The 20349-nt window shown below is 58.3% G+C and carries 19 protein-coding genes; 10 read left to right on the top strand and 9 right to left on the bottom strand.

Annotated elements, in window-relative coordinates; translation table 11 throughout:
• The first annotated feature begins 116 nt into the window (after window positions 1-116).
• The 5 genes from Q7F15_RS16735 (at window position 117) to Q7F15_RS16755 (ending at window position 8382) form a co-directional block, all read left to right on the top strand.
• Entirely contained in the window at window positions 117-1409 is a 1293-nt protein-coding gene (locus Q7F15_RS16735) for a glutamate-1-semialdehyde 2,1-aminomutase (RefSeq protein WP_171565046.1), read from the top strand.
• Window positions 1410-1489: 80 nt separating this feature from the next.
• Window positions 1490-1630, top strand: a complete 141-nt coding sequence (locus tag Q7F15_RS16740; RefSeq protein ID WP_171565047.1) for a hypothetical protein — start codon at window positions 1490-1492, stop codon at window positions 1628-1630.
• Window positions 1631-1873: 243 nt separating this feature from the next.
• Window positions 1874-6406, top strand: a complete 4533-nt coding sequence (locus tag Q7F15_RS16745) for a glutamate synthase-related protein (RefSeq protein WP_304414695.1) — start codon at window positions 1874-1876, stop codon at window positions 6404-6406.
• A 248-nt stretch (window positions 6407-6654) separates the two neighbouring features.
• On the top strand, window positions 6655-7338 hold the full coding sequence (locus tag Q7F15_RS16750) for a zinc metallopeptidase (RefSeq protein ID WP_171565049.1): 684 nt from the start codon (window positions 6655-6657) through the stop codon (window positions 7336-7338).
• Window positions 7339-7533: 195 nt separating this feature from the next.
• Window positions 7534-8382 (top strand): NAD(P)-dependent oxidoreductase, encoded by an 849-nt coding sequence (locus Q7F15_RS16755; RefSeq protein ID WP_304414696.1) that lies wholly within the window; start codon window positions 7534-7536, stop codon window positions 8380-8382.
• Between the two features lie 114 nt (window positions 8383-8496).
• Here the strand turns inward: Q7F15_RS16755 and Q7F15_RS16760 are convergent, their stop codons facing one another.
• The 5 genes from Q7F15_RS16760 to fabL form a co-directional block, all read right to left on the bottom strand.
• Window positions 8497-9705 (bottom strand): MFS transporter, encoded by a 1209-nt coding sequence (locus Q7F15_RS16760; protein WP_171565051.1) that lies wholly within the window; start codon window positions 9703-9705, stop codon window positions 8497-8499.
• An 89-nt stretch (window positions 9706-9794) separates the two neighbouring features.
• A complete protein-coding gene (locus Q7F15_RS16765) occupies window positions 9795-11561 on the bottom strand; it encodes an ABC transporter ATP-binding protein (RefSeq protein ID WP_304415544.1) in 1767 nt (588 codons plus the stop codon).
• Between the two features lie 132 nt (window positions 11562-11693).
• Window positions 11694-12230 (bottom strand): DUF402 domain-containing protein, encoded by a 537-nt coding sequence (locus tag Q7F15_RS16770; protein WP_171565052.1) that lies wholly within the window; start codon window positions 12228-12230, stop codon window positions 11694-11696.
• 53 nt (window positions 12231-12283) lie between these two features.
• The gene (locus tag Q7F15_RS16775; protein WP_171565053.1) at window positions 12284-12697 is read right to left on the bottom strand and encodes a GNAT family N-acetyltransferase; all 414 of its coding nucleotides are present in this window, start codon (window positions 12695-12697) and stop codon (window positions 12284-12286) included.
• 132 nt (window positions 12698-12829) lie between these two features.
• Entirely contained in the window at window positions 12830-13588 is a 759-nt protein-coding gene (gene fabL / locus Q7F15_RS16780) for an enoyl-[acyl-carrier-protein] reductase FabL (RefSeq protein ID WP_212132667.1), read from the bottom strand.
• 192 nt (window positions 13589-13780) lie between these two features.
• Here fabL and yfhS point away from each other — a divergent pair, with 192 nt between their 5' ends.
• The 3 genes from yfhS to Q7F15_RS16795 all read left to right on the top strand — a co-directional run bounded on the left by yfhS (window position 13781) and on the right by Q7F15_RS16795 (window position 14972).
• Window positions 13781-14005: a mother cell protein YfhS gene (gene yfhS / locus Q7F15_RS16785; RefSeq protein WP_230077799.1), complete on the top strand. Its 225-nt coding sequence runs from the start codon at window positions 13781-13783 to the stop codon at window positions 14003-14005.
• Window positions 14006-14516: 511 nt separating this feature from the next.
• Complete coding sequence (locus tag Q7F15_RS16790) at window positions 14517-14678, top strand: YrzI family small protein (RefSeq protein ID WP_171565056.1); 162 nt, start codon at window positions 14517-14519, stop codon at window positions 14676-14678.
• A 132-nt stretch (window positions 14679-14810) separates the two neighbouring features.
• The gene (locus Q7F15_RS16795) at window positions 14811-14972 is read left to right on the top strand and encodes a YrzI family protein (RefSeq protein ID WP_171565057.1); all 162 of its coding nucleotides are present in this window, start codon (window positions 14811-14813) and stop codon (window positions 14970-14972) included.
• Between the two features lie 35 nt (window positions 14973-15007).
• Here Q7F15_RS16795 and mutY read toward each other — a convergent pair whose 3' ends face one another.
• The gene (gene mutY, locus Q7F15_RS16800) at window positions 15008-16120 is read right to left on the bottom strand and encodes an A/G-specific adenine glycosylase (RefSeq protein ID WP_171565058.1); all 1113 of its coding nucleotides are present in this window, start codon (window positions 16118-16120) and stop codon (window positions 15008-15010) included.
• A complete protein-coding gene (locus Q7F15_RS16805; protein ID WP_304414697.1) occupies window positions 16110-16433 on the bottom strand; it encodes a hypothetical protein in 324 nt (107 codons plus the stop codon). Before Q7F15_RS16805 ends, mutY begins: the two co-directional genes overlap by 11 nt.
• Before the next feature lie 156 nt (window positions 16434-16589).
• Here Q7F15_RS16805 and Q7F15_RS16810 point away from each other — a divergent pair, with 156 nt between their 5' ends.
• Complete coding sequence (locus tag Q7F15_RS16810) at window positions 16590-17591, top strand: metal-dependent hydrolase (RefSeq protein WP_304414698.1); 1002 nt, start codon at window positions 16590-16592, stop codon at window positions 17589-17591.
• 81 nt (window positions 17592-17672) lie between these two features.
• On the opposite strand, the gene Q7F15_RS16815 is transcribed toward Q7F15_RS16810, so the two are convergent.
• Both Q7F15_RS16815 and Q7F15_RS16820 read right to left on the bottom strand, forming a co-directional pair.
• Complete coding sequence (locus tag Q7F15_RS16815; RefSeq protein ID WP_304414699.1) at window positions 17673-18467, bottom strand: dioxygenase family protein; 795 nt, start codon at window positions 18465-18467, stop codon at window positions 17673-17675.
• Window positions 18468-18730: 263 nt separating this feature from the next.
• Window positions 18731-19339, bottom strand: a complete 609-nt coding sequence (locus tag Q7F15_RS16820; protein ID WP_171565062.1) for a superoxide dismutase — start codon at window positions 19337-19339, stop codon at window positions 18731-18733.
• Between the two features lie 193 nt (window positions 19340-19532).
• Between Q7F15_RS16820 and Q7F15_RS16825 the strand changes: the two genes are divergently transcribed.
• On the top strand, window positions 19533-20300 hold the full coding sequence (locus Q7F15_RS16825) for a TSUP family transporter (protein WP_171565063.1): 768 nt from the start codon (window positions 19533-19535) through the stop codon (window positions 20298-20300).
• The last annotated feature ends 49 nt before the right edge of the window (window positions 20301-20349 follow it).

Consider the following 20349-nt stretch of genomic DNA (forward strand, 5'->3'; position numbering starts at 1 on the left):
CGCCATCCCGTCGTCCTGCTTTTTAACGGGGACAATTGCACCTTTTCCAATTACGCCCCCAAGCCGGCTGTGGTAAGATGATGGAGGACTTTGTGGACAGAAAAGAGGGAGTACATATGAAACGAGAGCGATCCGCACAGCTGCACGAAGAAGCGATGGAGGTCATCCTGGGCGGGGTGAACAGCCCGTCCCGCTCGTTCAAGGCAGTCGGCGGCGGCGCCCCCGTCACGATGGAACGGGCGCAGGGCGCCTATTTCTGGGACGTCGACGGCAACCGGTACATCGACTATCTGGCGGCGTACGGTCCGATTATCACCGGCCACGCCCATCCGCACATTACCAAAGCGATCAGTGAAGCGGCGGCCAACGGCACGCTGTACGGCACGCCGACGCCGTGGGAAATCCAGTTTGCCCGCATGATTCGCGAGGCGATTCCGTCGATGGAGCGCATCCGCTTCAACAACTCCGGAACGGAAGCGGTGATGACCTGCATCCGCGTCGCCCGCGCGTATACAGGTCGCGTCAAGATCATCAAATTCGCCGGCTGCTACCACGGCCACTCCGACCTGGTGCTGGTGGCGGCAGGTTCGGGGCCGTCCACGCTGGGCATCCCGGACAGTGCCGGCATCCCGCAGAGCATCGCCAACGAAGTGATCACCGTTCCCTACAACGACATCGACGCGTTTGCCGAAGCGATCCGGGTCTGGGGACAGGAGACCGCGTGCGTCCTGGTGGAGCCGATCGTCGGCAACTTCGGGATCGTGCCGCCCAAACCCGGTTTTCTGGAAGCGGTGAACCGGATCGCCCACGAGGCGGGCGCGCTGGTCGTCTACGACGAAGTGATCACCGGCTTCCGCTTCTGCTACGGCGGGGCGCAAAACCTGCTGGGCGTAGAGCCGGACCTGACCGCACTGGGCAAAATCATCGGCGGCGGGCTGCCGATCGGGGCGTACGGCGGCCGACGCGAGATCATGGAGCAGGTGGCACCGCTCGGCCCTGCGTATCAAGCCGGTACGATGGCGGGCAATCCAGCCTCAATCCGAGCCGGCATCGCCTGCCTGGAAGTGCTCCGGCAGCCGGGCGTCTACGAGGAGTTTGAACGGTTGGGCCAGCTGTTGGAAGAGGGCATTCGCCGCGCTGCCGAGACACACGGAATCACCATTCAGGTGAACCGCGTCAAAGGAGCGCTGGCCGTCTACTTCACGGACCAGCCGGTCACTGACTATGCCTCCGCTCAGGCGGCGGACGGAGAATTGTTTGCCCGCTTCTTCCGGCTGATGCTGGACGAGGGCATCTGCCTCGCGCCGTCCAAATACGAAGCCTGGTTCATCACCACCGCCCACACGGAAGACGATATTCGCGCCACCGTGGCGGCAGTGGACCGTTCATTTGCCGCACTCGCGAAGTAAGCGGTCAAAAATTGCCTGCGACAGCCGCCGGCCGCTCGGGCATACTAGCCTCGAACAGCATTCACACAGGAGGGAACCCCGTGTCCAAAGGCGAACACACTTACCCGCAGGCACCGGAAAAGACGATGGACCCAAAGATGAACTCCAAGATGATGGAGGTCGTCGGCTTTCAAAATCCGCGAAAAACCGAACATCACAAAACCCAACAGCACGACCGGTAACAAATGCAAATTAATGCGCATTCCTCTATTTACCACAGACGAATGCGCTTTTTTTTATGCGCGTGGGACAGGCGTTTTTATCGAACAAAAACATTTTATTTGCATAAAAACGCTTTCATTTGCATAAAAAGCCAGACGATTTCTTGTGTCCCCCTTATATTCGTGGTATTCTAAACATTACAATTTTGAACTTTCCGAATTGTACGCAGGGGAGGTGGAGGGTCAGGCCAACTGACCGGGACCATGCTAGACAACAGACAGAGAAATACGATTGAGCAGTTTCAAGGCTATCATGTGATTGAACACGACAGTTGCGGCATCATCTGTATCATCGAGAAGTCGGGAACGCCGACGCGGACCAACGTGCAGGAAACGATTCGCTCGCTGATCCAGATGGAACACCGCTCCGGCTTTATCGACGGGGAAGGAGACGGCTGTGGCATCCTCACGGACATCCCCCGCGCGCTCTGGTCCGCCTATCTGCACCAGGCCGGGCTGGACGGCGATCTGGCCCGTGATCCACGCTTTGCCGTCGCCCACATCTTCGTGCCGCGCTCGGGCCACGACCCGCAGGCCGTTCAGGAAGCGATTCGCGGACTGTTTGCCGCGCACGGTGTGGAGATCCTGCTGGAACGGGAAAACGCCGTCAACTCGGCAGTGCTTGGCAATAACGGCAAGCGGGACGAACCGGTTTTCTGGCAGTTGGCCGTCTTCGCGCCGGAAGGCTTGAACCAAGCTGCGTATGCCAGCCGCCTGTTTGAATTGCACGTCGCCATCGAAGCGGCCCACAACGTTCACGTCGCTTCGCTCAGCCCGGTGACCAGCGCCTACAAGGTAATGGGCGCCGCCAACATTCTGCCTCAGTATTTTCACGACCTGGCTGACGAACGCTTTGTCTCGTCCGTCACCATCGGTCACAACCGCTATTCCACCAATACCTTGTCCAACTTCTTCCGCGTTCAGCCGTTTTCCCTCCTGGGCCACAACGGTGAGATCAACACGATCAGCAAGCTGGAAGAAGAGGCACAGATGCTCGGCGTGCCTTTGGTCGACGGAGGGAGCGACTCGCAAAACCTCAACCGCACGATCGAAACCTTTATCCACCGGTACGGCCTGAGCCTGTTTGAAGCGATGGAAGTGGTGTTCCCGCCGATCCATCACGAGATGAAAAACCTGCCGGATGACCTGCAGGACTTGTACACGTACCTGCGCCAGGCTTGGGGTCACTTTGCCCAGGGACCGGCCGGGATCGTTTCGCGGTACGGAAATGAGTGCGTGTTCAGCGTCGACGCCCTGGGGCTGAGACCGCTGTGGATGGTGGAAAGCGCCACGTCCTATTACTTCTCCTCCGAGCAGGGAATCATACCGGTTCATCAAATGGCAAGCGAACCAAAACCGCTCGCCCCCGGTGAAAAGGTGGGCGTCATCCTGCACGCGGAGCAAGAGGTGGAAGTGATCCCCCACCACAAGCTGCAGCAGATCGTCCGTGACCGCTTTGCGGAAAAGGTGGAAGCAGCCGGTGCCCGTCAGCACCTGCACTTCGCCTATGAAGCCAACGCGCTCGTCGCCGAACCGGACACGTCGGCACCGACCTCTTCCGTCTACAGCGCATTTGGCTGGGACCGTGAACAGATTCAACTCGTGGAGCAGATGTCCGCCAACGGAGCCGAACCGATCCGTTCGCTCGGCCACGACGGCCCGCTGGCTGCACTGTCCAAGGAGCGGCAAAACCTGGCCGATTACATCAAGGAAAGCGTGGCTGTCGTCACCAACCCGGCGATTGACCGCGACCGGGAGATGGAGCATTTCTCCACGCGCGTCGTGATCGGGACCCGCGTACCGCTGTCCGGCACAGCCTCGGACGGCCTGCGTCTGGAGCTGCCCTCGCCGCTGCTCTTCGAAGGCCAGTCGCTGCAGGAGACGGCGCAGCAGCAGGGCACGCTGTCACTGGAACAGGTGATCCACTACTTCAACAACCACCCGTCCAGCATCGCGATCCTCTCGACCCACTTCGAACGGGAAAGCGGACTGGAAGGCGGGCTGAAACGGCTGCAGGAATCGGCCGTACAGGCAGTGCAGAATGGAGCCGTGCTGATTGTGTTGGACGACACAGAGACGCATCAGAACGGCCGGTACTGGATCGACCCGCTGCTCGCCGTATCCGTTGTCGACCAAGGCTTGAAAGCAGCGTTTGACGCTGATGGTATCAGCCTGCGCCGCCGGGCCGGCATCATCCTCCGCTCAGGTGCCGTCCGTTCGCTGCACGACCTGGCCTTGTCCTTTGGTTCCGGTGCGGACGCGGTTTCGCCGTACCTGATGTTTGCCACCGCCTTTGCCAAAGCAGGCGCGGCATCAGCCGCCAATCTCTACGCCGCACTGAACAAGGGGCTGGAGAAAGTGATCTCCACCATCGGCATCCACGAGCTGCGCGGCTACGGTCGGCTGTTCTCCTCCATCGGGCTGCAGGCAGACGTGGCGAAGGCTCTCTCCATCGTGAACTTCTGCGGTTCCGATCAGGTCGGCCTCTCCTATGCCGATCTGGAGGCGGACAGCATCAAACGGCACGAGGATTACGCCAGTGCAACGGCGAGGGAAGCCAAGACGTTCCACATTTTCCCCCGCCTGTGGAAACTGATCGGACAGGTCGCCGCCGGAGAGATTCCGTACGCCGACTACGCGTTGAAGCTGGAAGAAAACGAACGGGACAACCCGATTGCGATTCGTCACGTGGCCGACTTTGCCTTTGACCGTGCCGAGCAGCAGGTGGACCCGGCCCAGGTGGACATCAGCGTAGGCGATCATTCGCTGCCGTTTTTGATCTCCTCCATGTCGTTCGGCTCGCAGAACGAAACGGCCTTCCGCGCCTATGCCGAAGCCGCCGACCAGCTCAACATGATCAGCATGAACGGCGAAGGCGGCGAAATCAAAGACATGCTCGGCCGCTACCGCAAAACGCGCGGTATCCAGGTGGCGTCGGGCCGCTTCGGGGTCAACGTGGAGCTGGCCAACGCGGCGGATATCCTGGAAATCAAGATCGGCCAAGGGGCAAAACCGGGCGAAGGGGGACACCTGCCCGGCTCCAAGGTAACGGCGAAAATCGCCGCTGCCCGGAACGCCACGATCGGCTCCGACCTGATCTCGCCGTCCAACAACCACGACATCTACTCCATCGAGGACCTGGCCCAGATGATCACGGAGCTGAAGACGGCCAACCACGAAGCCAAGGTGTGCGTCAAGGTGCCGGTCGTGCCCAACATCGGGACCATCGCCGTCGGCATTGCCAAGGCAGGCGCCGATTTCATCACGCTCTCCGGTTTTGACGGAGGAACGGGGGCGGCACGCGTCCACGCCCTGCAGCACGTGGGGCTGCCGGCCGAGATTGGCGTCAAAGCCGCCCACAACGCCTTGCTCGAAGCAGGCCTGCGCCACAAGGTGGAACTGTGGGCCGACGGTGGCGTGAAAAGTGCAGCAGACGTCGTCAAGCTGATGCTGCTTGGCGCCAATCGCGTCGGCTTTGGCACCCTGGCGATGATCGCTGTCGGCTGCACCACCTGCCGCGGCTGTCACCTGGACACCTGCCACGTGGGTATCGCCACCCAGATCGACTCGCTGGAAGAGGCCCACGAAAAAGGGCTGCGCCGCTTTGTGCCGCGCCAGTTCGACCAGGCTGTCAACGGGCTGAAAACCTTGTTTACCCTGTTTGGCGAGGAAGTGCGCCGCATCACCGCCGCGCTCGGCTTCAGCCGTACGCAGGATCTCGTCGGCCGCTCCGACCTGCTGGTCCAAACCCGTCTGCTGGAGCGAATCAACCTGTCGGCGCTGCTGGCCGTCCATCCGCTGTACACGCCGGAGGCAGCCGCCGTTCGGGCGGAAGAAGCGGAGGAGCGCGTGCTGGTCACCGCCGGTGCTGCCGCCGCTTCGGAGAACCGCTACTTCAGCCCGGATCGACCCATCCGGGAGACGTTTGCCGGGATTTTGTCCAGTGAACGCGTGCTGGGCAGCCGCTGGTCCGGTTCCCGCGTGAAAAATTACCTGGACGGCAGTTACGCCTCGCTGCCGGAAGTGTCGCTCCACTTCACCGACGGCAGCGTGCCGGGCAACGGTCTGGCCGCTTACAACGCACAGGGCGTTACCATTCGGGTGGAAGGCGGCGCCCAGGACGGCGTCGGCAAAACCAGCTTTGGCGGCCGCGTCTCCATCCTCAAGCACAAGGGTCATAACGGTGCGTACATCAACGGCTCCGTCGGCAAGAGCTTCTGCTACGGTGCGCAAAAAGGCTTGTTCATCGTACAGGGCAATGCCGATTCCCGCGCCTGCATCCGCCTCTCCGGTGCAGACGTCGTGTTTGGCGGCGAGATTACCGAGCCGATTCGCGACGAGCTGGGCGGTATCGGAGCACGGGCCAATCTGAAAGGCTTTGCCTTTGAATACATGACCAACGGGCGCGCCGTCGTGCTGGGCGATCCCGGTCCGTGGATCTGCGCGGGCATGACCGGCGGTGTCGTGTACGTCCGCCTGCAACCTGAGATGGGCTTTGACCAGGCAGCTCTGGAGCGCAGGATCGCCAAAGGGGCAAAGGTGTTCCTCTACCAACTGGACGAAAAAGGCGTAAACGACGTGCGCGAGCTGCTCTCCGCCTACAAGGAGGAACTGCTTGCCACCGAGCAGTACGAAACAGCCGGCCGCATCCAGAAGCTGATTGACGATCCGGCTGCACACTTCCTGATGATTTCGCCGAAAAAAGAGCAGGCCGATCCGTCTGTCTCCACCGAGTAACCTCCCCGACAAGATCAGCAGCCTGCCAGAGAGGACTGACGTCCTGAAAACACTCGCACTCTTCCCACTATGGGAAGAGTGCTTTTTTACCACACATAAGCATTCACTGATATTGTCAAGATTGGTCAAAGACTGTACAATAAAAAAGTGAAACTGTCACCTGTGATGATCGTACAATTGAGTATAGGGCAAACTATCATACGTGCTCTCATTGTTCATGATCATATACGAAGGAGTGATTTTCCCCCATGTTCTTTCACCCCATGGACTTCCTGATTTTGATCGCGTTCGGCCTGTCGCTGTGGGCCCAGTTTCGCGTCAAGGGAACGTTCAACCGCTTTGCCGATGTTCCCGCGTCTTCCGGCCTGACCGGTGCGGAAGCGGCACGCCGCATGCTGGACGCCAATGGCCTGACGCACGTTCCAGTTGAACACATCCCCGGTACGCTGACCGACCACTACGACCCGATTTCCCGCACGGTTCGTCTGTCCGATCCGGTCTACTTTGGCAATTCCATCTCGGCAATCTCCGTCGCCTGCCACGAGGTAGGACACGCCGTGCAGCACAAGGTCTCCTACCCGATGCTGGTGGCCCGCCACCGCATCTTCCCGGTCGTCAACTTTGCGTCGGGGGTTGCACCGCTGCTGCTTTTGGCCGGCTTCTTCTTCAAGGCAGCCAATCTGCTGCTGCTGGGGATCATCTTCTTCTCCGCAGCCGTCGCCTTCCAATTGATCACGCTGCCGGTCGAGTTCAACGCAAGCAGCCGCGCCAAAGACATGATGGTCAAAATGGGCTTCATCCGCAACACGGAAGAACGAGGCGTCAACAAGGTGCTGGGCGCCGCTGCGCTCACCTATGTGGCCGCCGCGCTGATCTCCGTGCTCGAACTGGCCAAATACGTAATGATCTTCAACAGCTCCAACGAAGACTGATAAATCTTGCAGCACATGCACGAACAGGTACAGCCTCCTGTTTTTAAGGAGGCTGTACCTTTTTCCTTATATCCGCTACGATAGGTGATGAAGCTTTACATAGGTATAATGGATGTGAACGTGGCTCGGTAAGCCAAACACGTCCTGCCGAATGAACGATTGCAGTTTTCCGCAACAAGAAAGGAGACAGATGTGATGAAAATCGGATGGATCGGGCTGGGCAACATGGGGATCCCGATGGCCGGCAATCTGTTGGTTGCCGGATATGAGGTGAAGGTGTGGAACCGCACGCCCAGCAAGGCAGAGCCGCTGCTCGCGCAGGGAGCCACCCTGGCTGGCTCTTTGGCGGAACTGGCGGAATGCGATATCGTGTTTACAATGGTGAGCGATGACGAGGCCGTCAAGGCTGTCTACACCGGACCGGACGGTCTGCTCACTTCCGGTGCTCGCGGCACATTGGCCGTGGACATGAGTACGGTCTCTCCTCAGACGTCCCGCTATCTGGCCGAACAGTGCCGACAGGCGGGATTTCGCTTCCTCGACGCACCGGTCTCCGGCAGTGTCGGCCCGGCCAAGGAAGGCAAGCTGGTCATCATGGTCGGCGGCGACGAGAGCGACTATACCCAAGTCAAACCGCTGCTGGACAAGCTGGGCAAACTGGCACTTCACCTCGGCCCCAACGGTGCCGGCACGTCGGCCAAGCTGGCGATCAACCTGCTGCTGGGCATTACCGTGCAGGGAGCGGCTGAAACCCTGCTGTTCGCCCGCAGCATGGGTATCGAAGCCGAGCAGATGCTGACCATCATCAGAGAGAGCGCGGTCGGCACGCCGCTGATCCGCGGCAAGGAAGCGTCCATTCTCGCCGACAACTACCCGGCCGCGTTTGCCCTCAAACACATGGCCAAAGACCTTCGCCTCGCCCGCGAGGAAGGCGTCTCCACGCCGTTGGCCGAATCGGCGGCCGCCTGCTACCGCGCCGCGCTGGAGGACGGCCTGGGTGATCTGGACGTCATGGCAATCTTGCGTTTTCTGGACCGGCAGTAACGCCGGTCCTTCAGTATGTAGACAAAGTCCGTGGTGTCATGTGTGAAGGTGCCCGCTCGCTCGCTAGGCCCATCACTTCATGTCACGTACTTTTTCTCCCACTTCGGTTGATCATCATGTTTCCATTTCCCGCTGGGGCTTTTGACGGAAGAAGCTGAAAAACACCCAGCCGGCGTTGATGAACAGCAGGGCACTGGTCATCAGAAACACCCCGTTGATGCTGATGAAACCGGCCAGGAAGCCGCCGATCATCGGTCCCAGCATGCTGCCCATGCTGACAAAGCTGTTGTTGTACCCGTACACGCGGCTGATCATGTGACTGGGCGTGAGTCGGCGCAGCAGGGCATTGACAGCGGGAAGCAGGCCGCCAAGCGACAAGCCGAGCAAAAAGCGAAGCACCACCAACTGGGTGACGTTTGCTGCCAGAGCCTGCGGCACGAACAACACGGCTGCAAACAGCAGGCTGCCAAACAAAACGCGATGGGAACCGTAGCGGTCTCCCAACCGTCCCAAGAGGGGCGCCGCCAGCACGTTGGCGATGCCGGTAGACGCCTGGACCACACCCGCCCAGAAGGCGACGTTTCCCTGCTGATGCAAAAGCTGTGCAATGAAAATCGGCAGCACCGGTACGATACTGAACAAGGCAAACTGGATCATGATCGTCACGAAGAAGACCGTCGGCAGCTCCCTGGAAGAGAAAATCTTGCGAAAGTCATCAGACAGACTGGAGCGTTCCTTGGCCTTCGGGGGCACAAATGTTTCCTTTACGGTAAACGTAATCACCAGCGTCGCCAACAGGACCAGGCTGCCGGTCACGACAAAGATCATGCGGAACCCGATTCGATCGGCCAACACCCCGCCGATCAGCGGTCCCATAATGGAGCCGGCGGTCACGAACGACTGCAACAGCCCCAATGCCCATCCCGCTTTTTCCCGAGGGGCATTGGAGGCGACCAGAGCCGTGCTGGCCGGGACAATTCCTCCCACCGTTCCGTTCAAGAGGCGCAGGGCCAAAAGCTGCCACAAACTCCCGGCAAAACCGGTCGCCGCGATGATGACGGACATGAAGTAACCGGAGCGCAAGATCATGATTTTGCGGCCGTACTTGTCAGCCAGATTGCCCCAGATCGGGGACACCAGACTGGCGGTCAAAAAGTTGGCGCCAAAAATGACTCCTGCCCATGCGGTCACTTCATGCGGGTCTTCCACCCCGAAATCCTGCTGGATATACAGCGGCAAAAACGGCATGATCATGCTCATCGCCATCATGACGACAAACAGCGCCCCGCACAATACATACAAGTTGCGTTTCCACGTTTCCACGGGCGCCCTCCTCCTTTCCGGTGCGAGGAAACGCGACTGCCTCGCCGTCTCCTCGCGGCCCCGCGCGTTTCGTCCACTGGCCGGGTTCCCTATGACACCGGATGCTCTGCTGTGGGAGCGCCCAGATCCTGTACGCTCCACAAATTATGATACACACCTTTTAGCGCCAACAATTCTTCGTGTCTTCCCTGTTCGACGATCCGCCCCTCTTTCATGACCACGATCTTGTCCGCGTGGGTGATGGTGGAGAGGCGGTGGGCCACGATGATCGTGGTGCGCCCTTTGGTCAAGCGGGCCAGCGATTCCTGAATCATGTGCTCAGACTCCAGGTCGAGTGCTGATGTGGCTTCGTCCAGGATCAAAATGGCCGGATCACGCAGAAAGACGCGGGCGATGGCAATCCGCTGTTTCTGCCCGCCGGACAGCTTGACTCCCCGCTCGCCCAGCTCGGTGTCGTATCCATCGGGCAGTTCCATGATAAACTCGTGGGCGTTGGCCGCCTTGGCCGCTTCGATCACGGCCGCTTCATCCGCGTCGGGATCGCCCATCAGGATGTTTACCCGCGCTGACTCGCTGAACAGGATGTTGTCCTGCAGCACCATGCCGATGTGGCTGCGCAGATTCTGCTGCTGCACGTCGCGAATGTCAACACCGTCGATGGTGATCCGTCCTTCCGTCACGTCCCAGAAACGGGGCAGCAAGCTGATCAGCGAGGTCTTGCCTCCGCCCGACATGCCGACGATGGCGACCGTCTCGCCCGGATTGATCGTCAAATTGACGTGATCCAGCACCAGCGGCCCATCCTTGCGATAGCGAAACGAGACGTTTTCAAACCGGATTTCGCCGCGAATCCGCCCCGTCTGCGGATCGACCGGGAGCCGGCCGGCGCCGGGCTTGTCGACGATATCGTACGACTCGTCGATAAATTCAAACATCCGATCCATCGAAGCAACGGCCTGTGTCAGCGTGGTGGAGGAGTTGACCAACCGGCGCAGCGGCGTGTAGAGGCGTTCCAGATAGGCGTAAAACGCCACCAACGTCCCGATGGTGAGCGTTCCCCCGATTACCTGGTAGCCGGCGTAGGCGATCACCATGAGCGGCGCAATGTCCGTCACCGTGTTGACGGCAGCAAAGGTGTTGGCGTTCCAACGCGTATGCTCCAGCGCCTTTTGCAAAAAGCGGTTGTTCTCCTTGGCGAACACCCGGGATTCGTGCTCCTCCAGGGCAAAGCTGCGCACCAGCGACATGCCGTTTACGCGCTCGTGCAGGTGTCCCTGCAGGTGGGCCAGGGCGGCCGAGCGCTCCCGCGTAAGCTGCCGCAGCCGCTTGTAAAAGTATTTGACAGACATCGCGTACAGCGGAAAGACCAGGATCGCGACCAGCGTGAGCTTGACGTCCATGTACAGCATCACACTCAGGGTCAAACCGATCGTGATCAGGTCCAGCCAGATGTTCATCAGGCCCGTTTCAATAAAGGACTTGGTTGACTCCACGTCGTTGATTACCCGGGAGACCACTTCCCCTGTCTTGTGGTTGTTGTAGTAGCGCATGGAGAGCCGCTGCAAGTGAGTGAACAGTTGGTTGCGAATGTCAAACAAGATGCGGCTGGACACCCACTGGGCGAAGTACTGCCGCCAGTACTCCACAGGCGCTCGCACAACGGTAAAGACCACAAACGCCACGGCCATCAGCCAGAACAGTTGAGTCAACTTCTCCTCCCGGGGCAGGGGGCTGGGCAGCAGGTCATCAATCACGTACTTGATCATCAGCGGCAACAGCAGCGGTATCGAAAATTTGATGATGCCGATAAAAATGGTTCCCAGGATCTGTTTCCAATAGGGCATGACGTATGCCATGTAGCGCCGGATGCTGTTCACGGTCGTCCCTCCTTTTGCCAGTTCCCGCTTTCCCTCCTACATGTATTCGTTCCGGGACAGGTGATGACCGACAAACAAGGAAATCCCTCTCCCGGCCGTTCGGGAAAGGGATCATACCTCGTCATCGCGCACCAGCAGGTAACGCTCGTACCAGCGTTGGACAAATCCGTTTTGAAAAGGGCCACGCCGCAAACGGACCCAATCCAGCACTTCCCGGAGAGCGGTCTGCACGCGTTCGACGACAAACGGAGGGTAGTTCATCTGCTTGCTGTGCAGCAGAAACTCCTCTTCGTCGAGAATCGTGTAAGTCATGTCGGGAAATACCTTGACGTCCAAATCGTAATCAATGTAGCTTAACAGATTTCCTTTCAAGCTAAAAGGCGAACCAATGTTGCAGTAGTAATAGATGCCGTCATCGCGAATCATCGCGATCGTATTAAACCACTGTCCGCGGCCAAACGTGCAGATGGCAGGCTCTCTCGTCCGCCATTCCCGGCCGTCTGCCTCTGTTACCTTGACCCGGTCGTTGCCTCCAATCACGACCGCATCGCTGGAATGAATCAGCGTCGTCTTATCCCAGATGCGGTGCAGTGAATGGTCGTGTTTAAAACTTTCAATGCGGATAATGGAGCCTGGAGCTGGCGACATGACTCTCCCCTTTCTTCTCTTCTCTGTATGAATGGGGATAAGCCTCCCTTAACTTAAGAAGAGAGCTTTTTGGAAAGTGTAACATATTTTTGCATCTCGTAGCCAAGTGAATAGTAAAAAGGGAGAACCTCCGGGTTGTCCTGATTCACCATGATCAAGACGCGATGGACGCCCCGTTGCCGAAAGCGTTTTTCAATCGCCTCCACCAGCTTCCGCCCGATGCCGGTCCCCTGCAGGCGGGGAGTAACGGCCAGGCGGTAAAAGTAGGCGCGTGATCCGTCTATCGTGCCGACGACCACCCCTACCACTTCTCCATCCTTCTCCGCAACCATGACCAAATCGCTGTCCCAGGCCAACTGTTTGGCCAGGTCGTTCAATGACTCCGTGTCCGATTCTTCCAAACCGGTTTCCTGCCAAATACGCGTTATCGCCGAATAGTCACCGAGCCGAAACGGTCGAATCAGCATACGTTGCCTCCTTCGATGCCTTCTGTTCTTATTGTACACCACTTGGACAACTTTGTCTCCGTATGAACGCGAGAAACAGGTCGCAATTGGGAATACAAACCCGTCGGCCCGGCCCAAACGGCCCAAACGGACTTAGGTCAGCAGCGACAGACCGCCGTCCACGATGAGGGTCTGGCCGCGGATCATCCAGGCCTGATCGGACAACAGGAACATCACCGCATTGGCCAGATCGTCCGGCTCCACGATGCGGCCAGCCGGTGTACGCGCCGCTGAGTGGGCCAGGAGCTCCTCGCGGTTGGGGAAGTGACGGAGCGCGTCGGTGTCCACAGCTCCCCCGGACACCGCGTTGACGACAATGTTGTACGGCGCCAGTTCGACAGCCAGGTAGCGGGTGAGGGCTTCGAGTGCCGCTTTGGACACGCCGACAGCGGTGTAGTTGTCCAGCACGCGAATTGAGCCAAGGCTGGAGATGCTGACGATTTTCCCGCCCTCGCCGTTCTTCATCATTAGTTTGGCCGCTTCCTGTCCGCAGAACAACAGGGCCTTGCTGTTAATCTCCATCGTCCAGTCCCAGTGATTCTCTTCCAGCTCCATGAGCGGGCGCATTACGCCAGACGCGGCGTTGTTCACCAGTACGTCCAGGCGGCCGAACTCCCGGTCGATTTCGGCAAACAGTTCTTTGATTTTGGCCACATCGCCCACGTTTGCCTTCACCAGGTGAACGCGGACACCCAGGGCTTCCAGCTCCGCCGCTGTTTCCCCGGCGGCCGTGCGGTTGCGCAGGTAGTTGAGCACCAGGTCATATCCCTGTTCCGCAAGTCGACGGGCGATCGCCTTTCCGATCCCACGGGTTCCGCCCGTAACGAGCGCCACTTTTCGGTTTGTATGCATGAGGGTTCCTCCTATCACACCAACTATTAATATCAGGTACCAAAAAAGAACATTCTCATTATACACCGTGACTGTCTGATTTGCCACCTGACCACTTGCTCCCAGACAGCGCGACTTCAGGCATGGAAGCGGCAGCGGACAGCCATACTATGCGAAACAGCTTGTGCCTGACGGCGGGGAAGGAGTGTTTTCATGTTTATTGGCCGCGAACTGTCGGAACTGACGATGACACCGCTCTCCCAATGGGAAGTAAACGAATTGCTTTACTACCATCACGCCATGTCTCAACTGGCAGCCTATCTCAATGCTGAAGGATGTTCGCTCCACGCCCGCATCATCCGCGAACTGGAATCACGCGGACCAATCGGAGGCGATGGCGGCGGCTGGGATCACGCGTCTGCGCCGATTTACGATTGAACAAAAGGAGGGAATGAAAAATGAAAACAGAGACTCGTCAATGGGGCATCATCATCGGAATCGTGGCAATCAGCCTTGCCGCGATGATCGGACTTTTGTACATGTTTTGGTAACCCGCCACCAGGCTGTCCGGCTCCCGTTGTAGGCCGGCACCGCGCATTGTTGTCAGAAAATACTTTCTTCTTTAAATTGGGCAAAAAATACTTTACATCAAGAAAAAGTTGCCATATGCTAAGATTACGATTTTTCCCTCGAATGGAAAGGAGGTTGTGCTGCTATGATGTTCAAAGGAAATCTCGACCGAAATGATTGGCTCACAGTTGTTCCAACTTCATACGGCAACGCCTCCCGGACGGACGAATCGTAACAGGACTCGTTTCTTTGCCATACCCCTTTCGTCGCATACCCGACCGCAGGCGCTGTCGCTTGCGGTCTTTTTGTTTCCTCGTTGCTGGAAACACGACCGCAGCCGTTTGGCTTGCGGTTTTTTTCTTGAAAGGAGGTGAGACGGATGGTATTCCACTTCTTGTTTTTCACAGTGAGGATTGAGCGCAAAAAGTCCAGCGCCAATCAGCGTGCCGCCGAGTACCAGCGCTCCCGCTATCTGCAGGAACGCGCCGAAGCTCAGGCGCTCGAAGCCGCCCGATATCCGGAATTTCTCACTCGCGTGTAACGCGCATATATACCTTGAGGAGGGTGTTCTTATGAGCAGCAAGCAAAGACGTCAAAGGATGCGGTTCACGGGAGTCAAATCGATAGAGGGCGGCTGACTGAACCAGACAATTTGCACAGGAGGGATTGGGTCATGTACATTCCGATGATTTTCTTTGCCATCATCATCGAAAGACGCGTGATCTCTACGGATGAGCGCGAAGCCCGCTACAGGCAGCAGCAGGCGATTAAGGCATGGGAAGAGCAGCGCATCTATCAGGCGTCCCAGTTTCCCGAGTACTGTACGCGGCTGTAATCGCAAAGACACTTCACCTGCAAAAAAGCGACCGGTCACCGGTCGCTTTTGATCGTTTCCAGGATTTTTTGATGAGCCACGGGAAACGCGAGCCCAGCCAGTTCGTCCGCTGTCGCAAACCGGGCGTTCGGCGGCAAGTCGTCGCCCTCGATCCAGTCGCACTGCCACACTTCCATGTGCCACTGCAGGTGGGAAAACGTATGTGTCAGCTCCATCAGCGGCTCGATCACCTCCACGTCCACCCCGAACCGCTTCCTGAGCCCCTGTAAAAGCGCCTCCTGCTTCAGGGAACGGGTGTCAGCGTCCGTCTCCACCATGGGAAACTCCCACATGCCGGCCAACAGCCCCTGCTCCGGACGCTTGTTGATCAAGACGGCATCCCCCCGCTTGACCACCGCCACCTGCAATCGGACGAGACGCGGCGGTTTGGCCTTGCCTTTGACCGGCAATTCGTCCTGTACCCCTTCCTTCCGGGCGAGACAGTAGTCAAACACGGGACAGGTGAGACACTGCGGCGTACGCGGCAGGCAGACGAGAGCGCCCAGCTCCATCAACGCCTGGTTGAAATCACCTGCTCGGCCATGCGGAATCACCTGCCGCACGAGGTGTTCCACCTTGACGCGGGTCGCCGGCTTGGCGATGTCGTCCGTCAGGTAGAGCAGCCGGGAAAAGACGCGCATCACGTTGCCGTCCACGGCCGGCTCCGGTTTTTCGTAGGCGATGCTCAGAATGGCGCCGGCGGTGTACGGTCCGATGCCTTTCAGCGTGGCGATCTCTTCCGGCGTGTCGGGAATGACGCCGCCGTAGCGTTCCTGCACCTCCCGCGCGGCCGCCTGCAGATTGCGGGCGCGCGAGTAGTAGCCAAGCCCTTCCCATGCCTTCAGCACTTCCTCCTCCGGCGCTTCGGCCAACGCGGCCACGGTGGGGAACTTGGCCATGAAGTTCTGGTAGTACGGCTTTACCGTTTCCACACGCGTCTGCTGCAGCATGATCTCTGACACCCAGACGCGGTACGGATCGCGGTTGATCCGCCAGGGCAAATCCCGTTTCTGGGAATCGTACCAGGCCAGCAGATCGCGGGAAAAGCCAAACACGTGAAACTCTTCCGGTAACGTATACGTCAATGCCTTGCGTTTTTTACCTGCCATCAGATTCCTGCTTGCTCCTTTTGTCAGCCAAATCGATCGGGCGAAACGCCCAGATGTTCAGCTTGGCGGCCCCTCCCGCGATGCACTCGCAAAACGCCTGATCGGCACGCCGCCACTGTTTGATGCGCTCGTACTGCTCCACCGTTTCCACGTCAAACGCTTCGACGAACAGGCCCGGCTGCTCCAGGCCTTCCCAATGCCGGTACTGACGGGCACCCATCGCTTCCATCCTTCCGGCCATGGAAGCCAGCAGCTCCAGGCATCGGTCCCGCTTCGACCCGTCCGTCTTGTATTCGATAAACACGGTAAGCACAGCTTCTTCTCTCCTTTCGGTCCCTTCCATCATACCCGTCTGAGCGACAGGGAACAAGCGCGCATTTTTTTCGACTGTGAAGGGGAAATCTCACGCCCAAATCGCTATAATAAGGAATAGAACCGGCAGGATCAAAGGAGGGAGAACACGTAATTCATGGACACCGCCACACACTTTGTCATGGGCTTCGGACTGGCCGGTCTGGCCCACCTCGATCCCGTTGTGGCCGCGACGCCGGGTTTGGCGGAGGCGGTGGCGCTCGGCACCGTCATCGGCTCTCAGGCTCCTGATCTGGACGGTTTTACCCGCATCCGGGGAAGCGCCGCCTACATCCGCCATCACCGGGGAATCTCCCACTCCATTCCCGCTCTGTTTGTCTGGACGGCAGCGGTGTTTGCCCTGGTACAGGCGATAACACCGCAGACGCACTGGCTTCACCTGTTGGGCTGGATTTTTGCCGCGGTCGTGCTGCACGTTTTTGTCGACCTCTTTAACGCGTACGGAACCAAAGGCCTTTATCCCTTCCGCGACAAGTGGATCGCCTGGAACACCATCTTCATCTTCGACCCGTTTATTTTTGGCGTACATGTGGCCGGCCTGATGCTGTGGGGCGCAGGCGCGGCTCCGGGACCGCTGTTTTTCTGGATTTATGTGCTGATCGCCTGCTATTACGTCTGGCGCAGCCAGGCGCATAAGCGGACGACCGCACTGGTCAGGGAAAGCATCGGCAAGGAAGGCACGTACACCGTCATTCCCACGCTTTCCTGGAACCAGTGGACGTTTGTCATCAGGACGGAGCAGCACTGGTACGTCGGGGAAGTGCACGGCGGGGAGGTCACGATCCTCGACGTGTTTGCCGTCAAACCGGAAAACGAGCTGGTGGCAGCAGCCAAACAAAGTCCCAAGGTACAGGCGTTCTTATCGTTTACCCGCTACGCCCACGTGGAGACAAAGGAACAGCCCTTCGGCTACGAAGTGAAGTGGTTTGACCTGCGCTACCGCGCCCGCTTTCAGGGCAAGAGCCACTACATGTTTGTCGCCGTCGTCTATCTGGACAAGGAACTAAACATCCGCGACTCGTTTGTCGGCTGGATTCACCGCGGCGAGGAGCAGTTGGCCAAAAAACTGGACCCCGGAAAAGAGATTCAGCTTAACTAACGACCGTTTGACCGTAATAAAAGCGCGTGCCCTGAGAGGCAGGCGCTTTTTTGCATACCTTTGGCGCGTCATGTCACAACATCAGTCCGTCCCCGCGCCAAATTGCCAGATCACGTGGCTTAAGCTGCCCAACTGGAAGCTGAGGTGCAGCCGTTGGGCGCGGCGGTCGTCGTCGGCTGCTCCCATGGCGTAGAGAAGCGGAACAAAATGTTCGCTGCCGTGCCGGGGAACGGCCCAATTCGCATAGGGAGCCAGCTCCCGGTAGCGGTACAAGGCGGGCAGATCCCAGGCAGTCAGTGTTTCCGCGAGCCATTCTTCAAACTGGACCGCCCACTCGTCCGCCTGCCCTGGTTTGGCCCACATGTTTATTTTGGCAAAGTTGTGCACCGTACCGCCGCTGCCGATGATCAGGATGTCACGCCGGCGCAGCGCGCGTAATGCCCGGCCAATGTCGTACTGTTCTTGGGGAGTGAGGGCAGGGTTGACGGACATGGGCACTACGGGAATGTCGGCATCCGGGTACATCAGCCGCAGCACGACCCAGGCCCCGTGATCCAACCCCCGCGACGGATGGAAGCGGACCGAAACGCCTGCCGACCGCAGCAGGGTCGCCGTCTCTTCTGCCAGCAGCCGATCACCAGCAGCGGGATACTGGATCTCATACAGTTCGCGGGGGAAGCCGCCGAAGTCGTGAATGGTACTGAACACGTCAGCTGAACCGATTTCCTGAACCGGACTCTCCCAGTGAGCGGAAAAAATCACGATGGCCCGGGGACGTTTCAATTGGCCGGCCAACTCCTTTAACGCATCCGTATACGCGTTTTTCTCAACGGCCAGCGTGGGCGCTCCGTGGGCGATAAACAGGGATGGCAACATGTATGTTCACTCCAATTTACTTTTGTCAGTAGATTACTTTTTGTAACCATCATACCAGATGTGATCGTTTTTTACTATCCCCGTGTTTCTCCCATTTTTTCCGCGCTGAGAAACGGTGTCTGCCGCGCCCTTCGCTCAGGCGGTCGTCTTCACTGGGTTGACGGCCGCCCGTCATCTGCCTGCCGCATTTCGCTCGCCAACGTAAAAAAGGCATGCCGCACAAAAACGGCATGCCTCATTCATTCACGGACCGTCAATCGTAATTACTTTGCTGCTTCAAAGCGCTTGCTTACTTCGTCCCAGTTGACGACGTTCCAGAAAGCGTTGATGTAGTCCGGGCGTTTGTTTTGATACTTCAGGTAGTACGCGTGCTCCCACACGTCCAGACCGAGGATCGGCGTTTTGCCTTCCATGATCGGGCTGTCTTGGTTCGGAGTAGACGTGATGGCCAGCTTGCCGCCGTCTACGACCAGCCAAGCCCAACCGGAACCGAAACGGGTGGTTGCCGCTTTGGTGAACTCGGCCTTGAAGTTGTCAAAGCTGCCGAAAGCCGCGTTGATCGCGTCAGCCAGCGCGCCGGACGGAGTGCCGCCGCCGTTCGGGCTCATGATTTGCCAGAACAGGGTATGGTTGGCATGGCCGCCGCCGTTGTTGCGAACCGCCGTGCGGATGGACTCCGGCAGTGCGTCCAGATTGCTGATCAGTTCCTCTACGCTCTTGGATTGCAGATCCGGATGACCTTCCAGAGCAGCGTTCAGGTTATTCACATAGGTAGCATGGTGACGTCCGTGGTGGATCTCCATGGTTTGCGCGTCGATGTGAGGCTCCAGCGCGTTGTGCGCGTACGGCAGTTCAGGAAGTTGGTGTGCCATTCTTCATTCCTCCTCGTGATATGTATGGGTCAAGCTACCACTTATTATAATGCAAGCAGAGCACTTTTACAACAAATCGGTATGCTAAGTATCGTAATCTATCAGCATATATCACGCAATACTATCTTGCAATGCGGAACCGCCGTGCTAGACTTGGAGTATTCCATATTTCCAACAGACAGGGTGATTCTTCGTGGACTTGGACGTAACAACGATCTTGTTTCTCGCATTCTTCGGTTTCGTGGCTGCCTTCATCGACAGTACAGTGGGAGGGGGAGGGCTGATCTCCCTGCCGGCGCTGCTCGGTCTCGGCATTCCCCCGTATCTGGCACTGGGGACCAACAAGCTGGCGGGAACCATTTCGTCGGCGACCAGCTCGTTTACCTTCATCCGGATGGGCAAATACGACAAAAAGCTAATGATCCTGCTGTTTCCCGTTTCGCTGATCGGGGCCTACCTGGGGGCCAAAACGGTCCTGTTTGTCCCGCAGGAAGTGCTGAAAGTACTGGTCATCGTGATGATGGCCGCCATTTTTGTCTATACGCTTATCAACAAACGGTTTGGTGAACAGTCCAGCTATAAGGGACTGACCACATTTTCGCTGGGATTGGGGATTCCCCTGACGTTTTTGATCGGCTTTTATGACGGTTTCTTTGGGCCGGGGACCGGTTCCTTTTTCGTTTTCCTGATGGTGCTCCTGTTTGGCTACGACTTTGTGATCGCCGCCGGAAACGGGCGGATTCTCAACCTCGCCAGCAACATCGCCGCGCTGTTCGTCTTTATCGTCGAAGGCAAGGTGATTTTCCTCACCGGCCTGACAATGGGGCTCGCGATGCTCTTGGGCGCCACCCTTGGCGCGCGGCTGGCGATCAAGACGGGCGTCCGCTACGTCCGCCCACTGTTTTTGCTGGTGTCCATCGGCCTGATGACCAAAATGATTTACGAGCTGATTTTCACGTAGACGCGAAAATCGGCATGCCGGCTAGCAAACGGAGCCGGACCAATACAAA

The organism is Brevibacillus aydinogluensis, assembly GCF_961514395.1.
GTDB classification, from domain to species: domain Bacteria; phylum Bacillota; class Bacilli; order Brevibacillales; family Brevibacillaceae; genus Brevibacillus; species Brevibacillus aydinogluensis.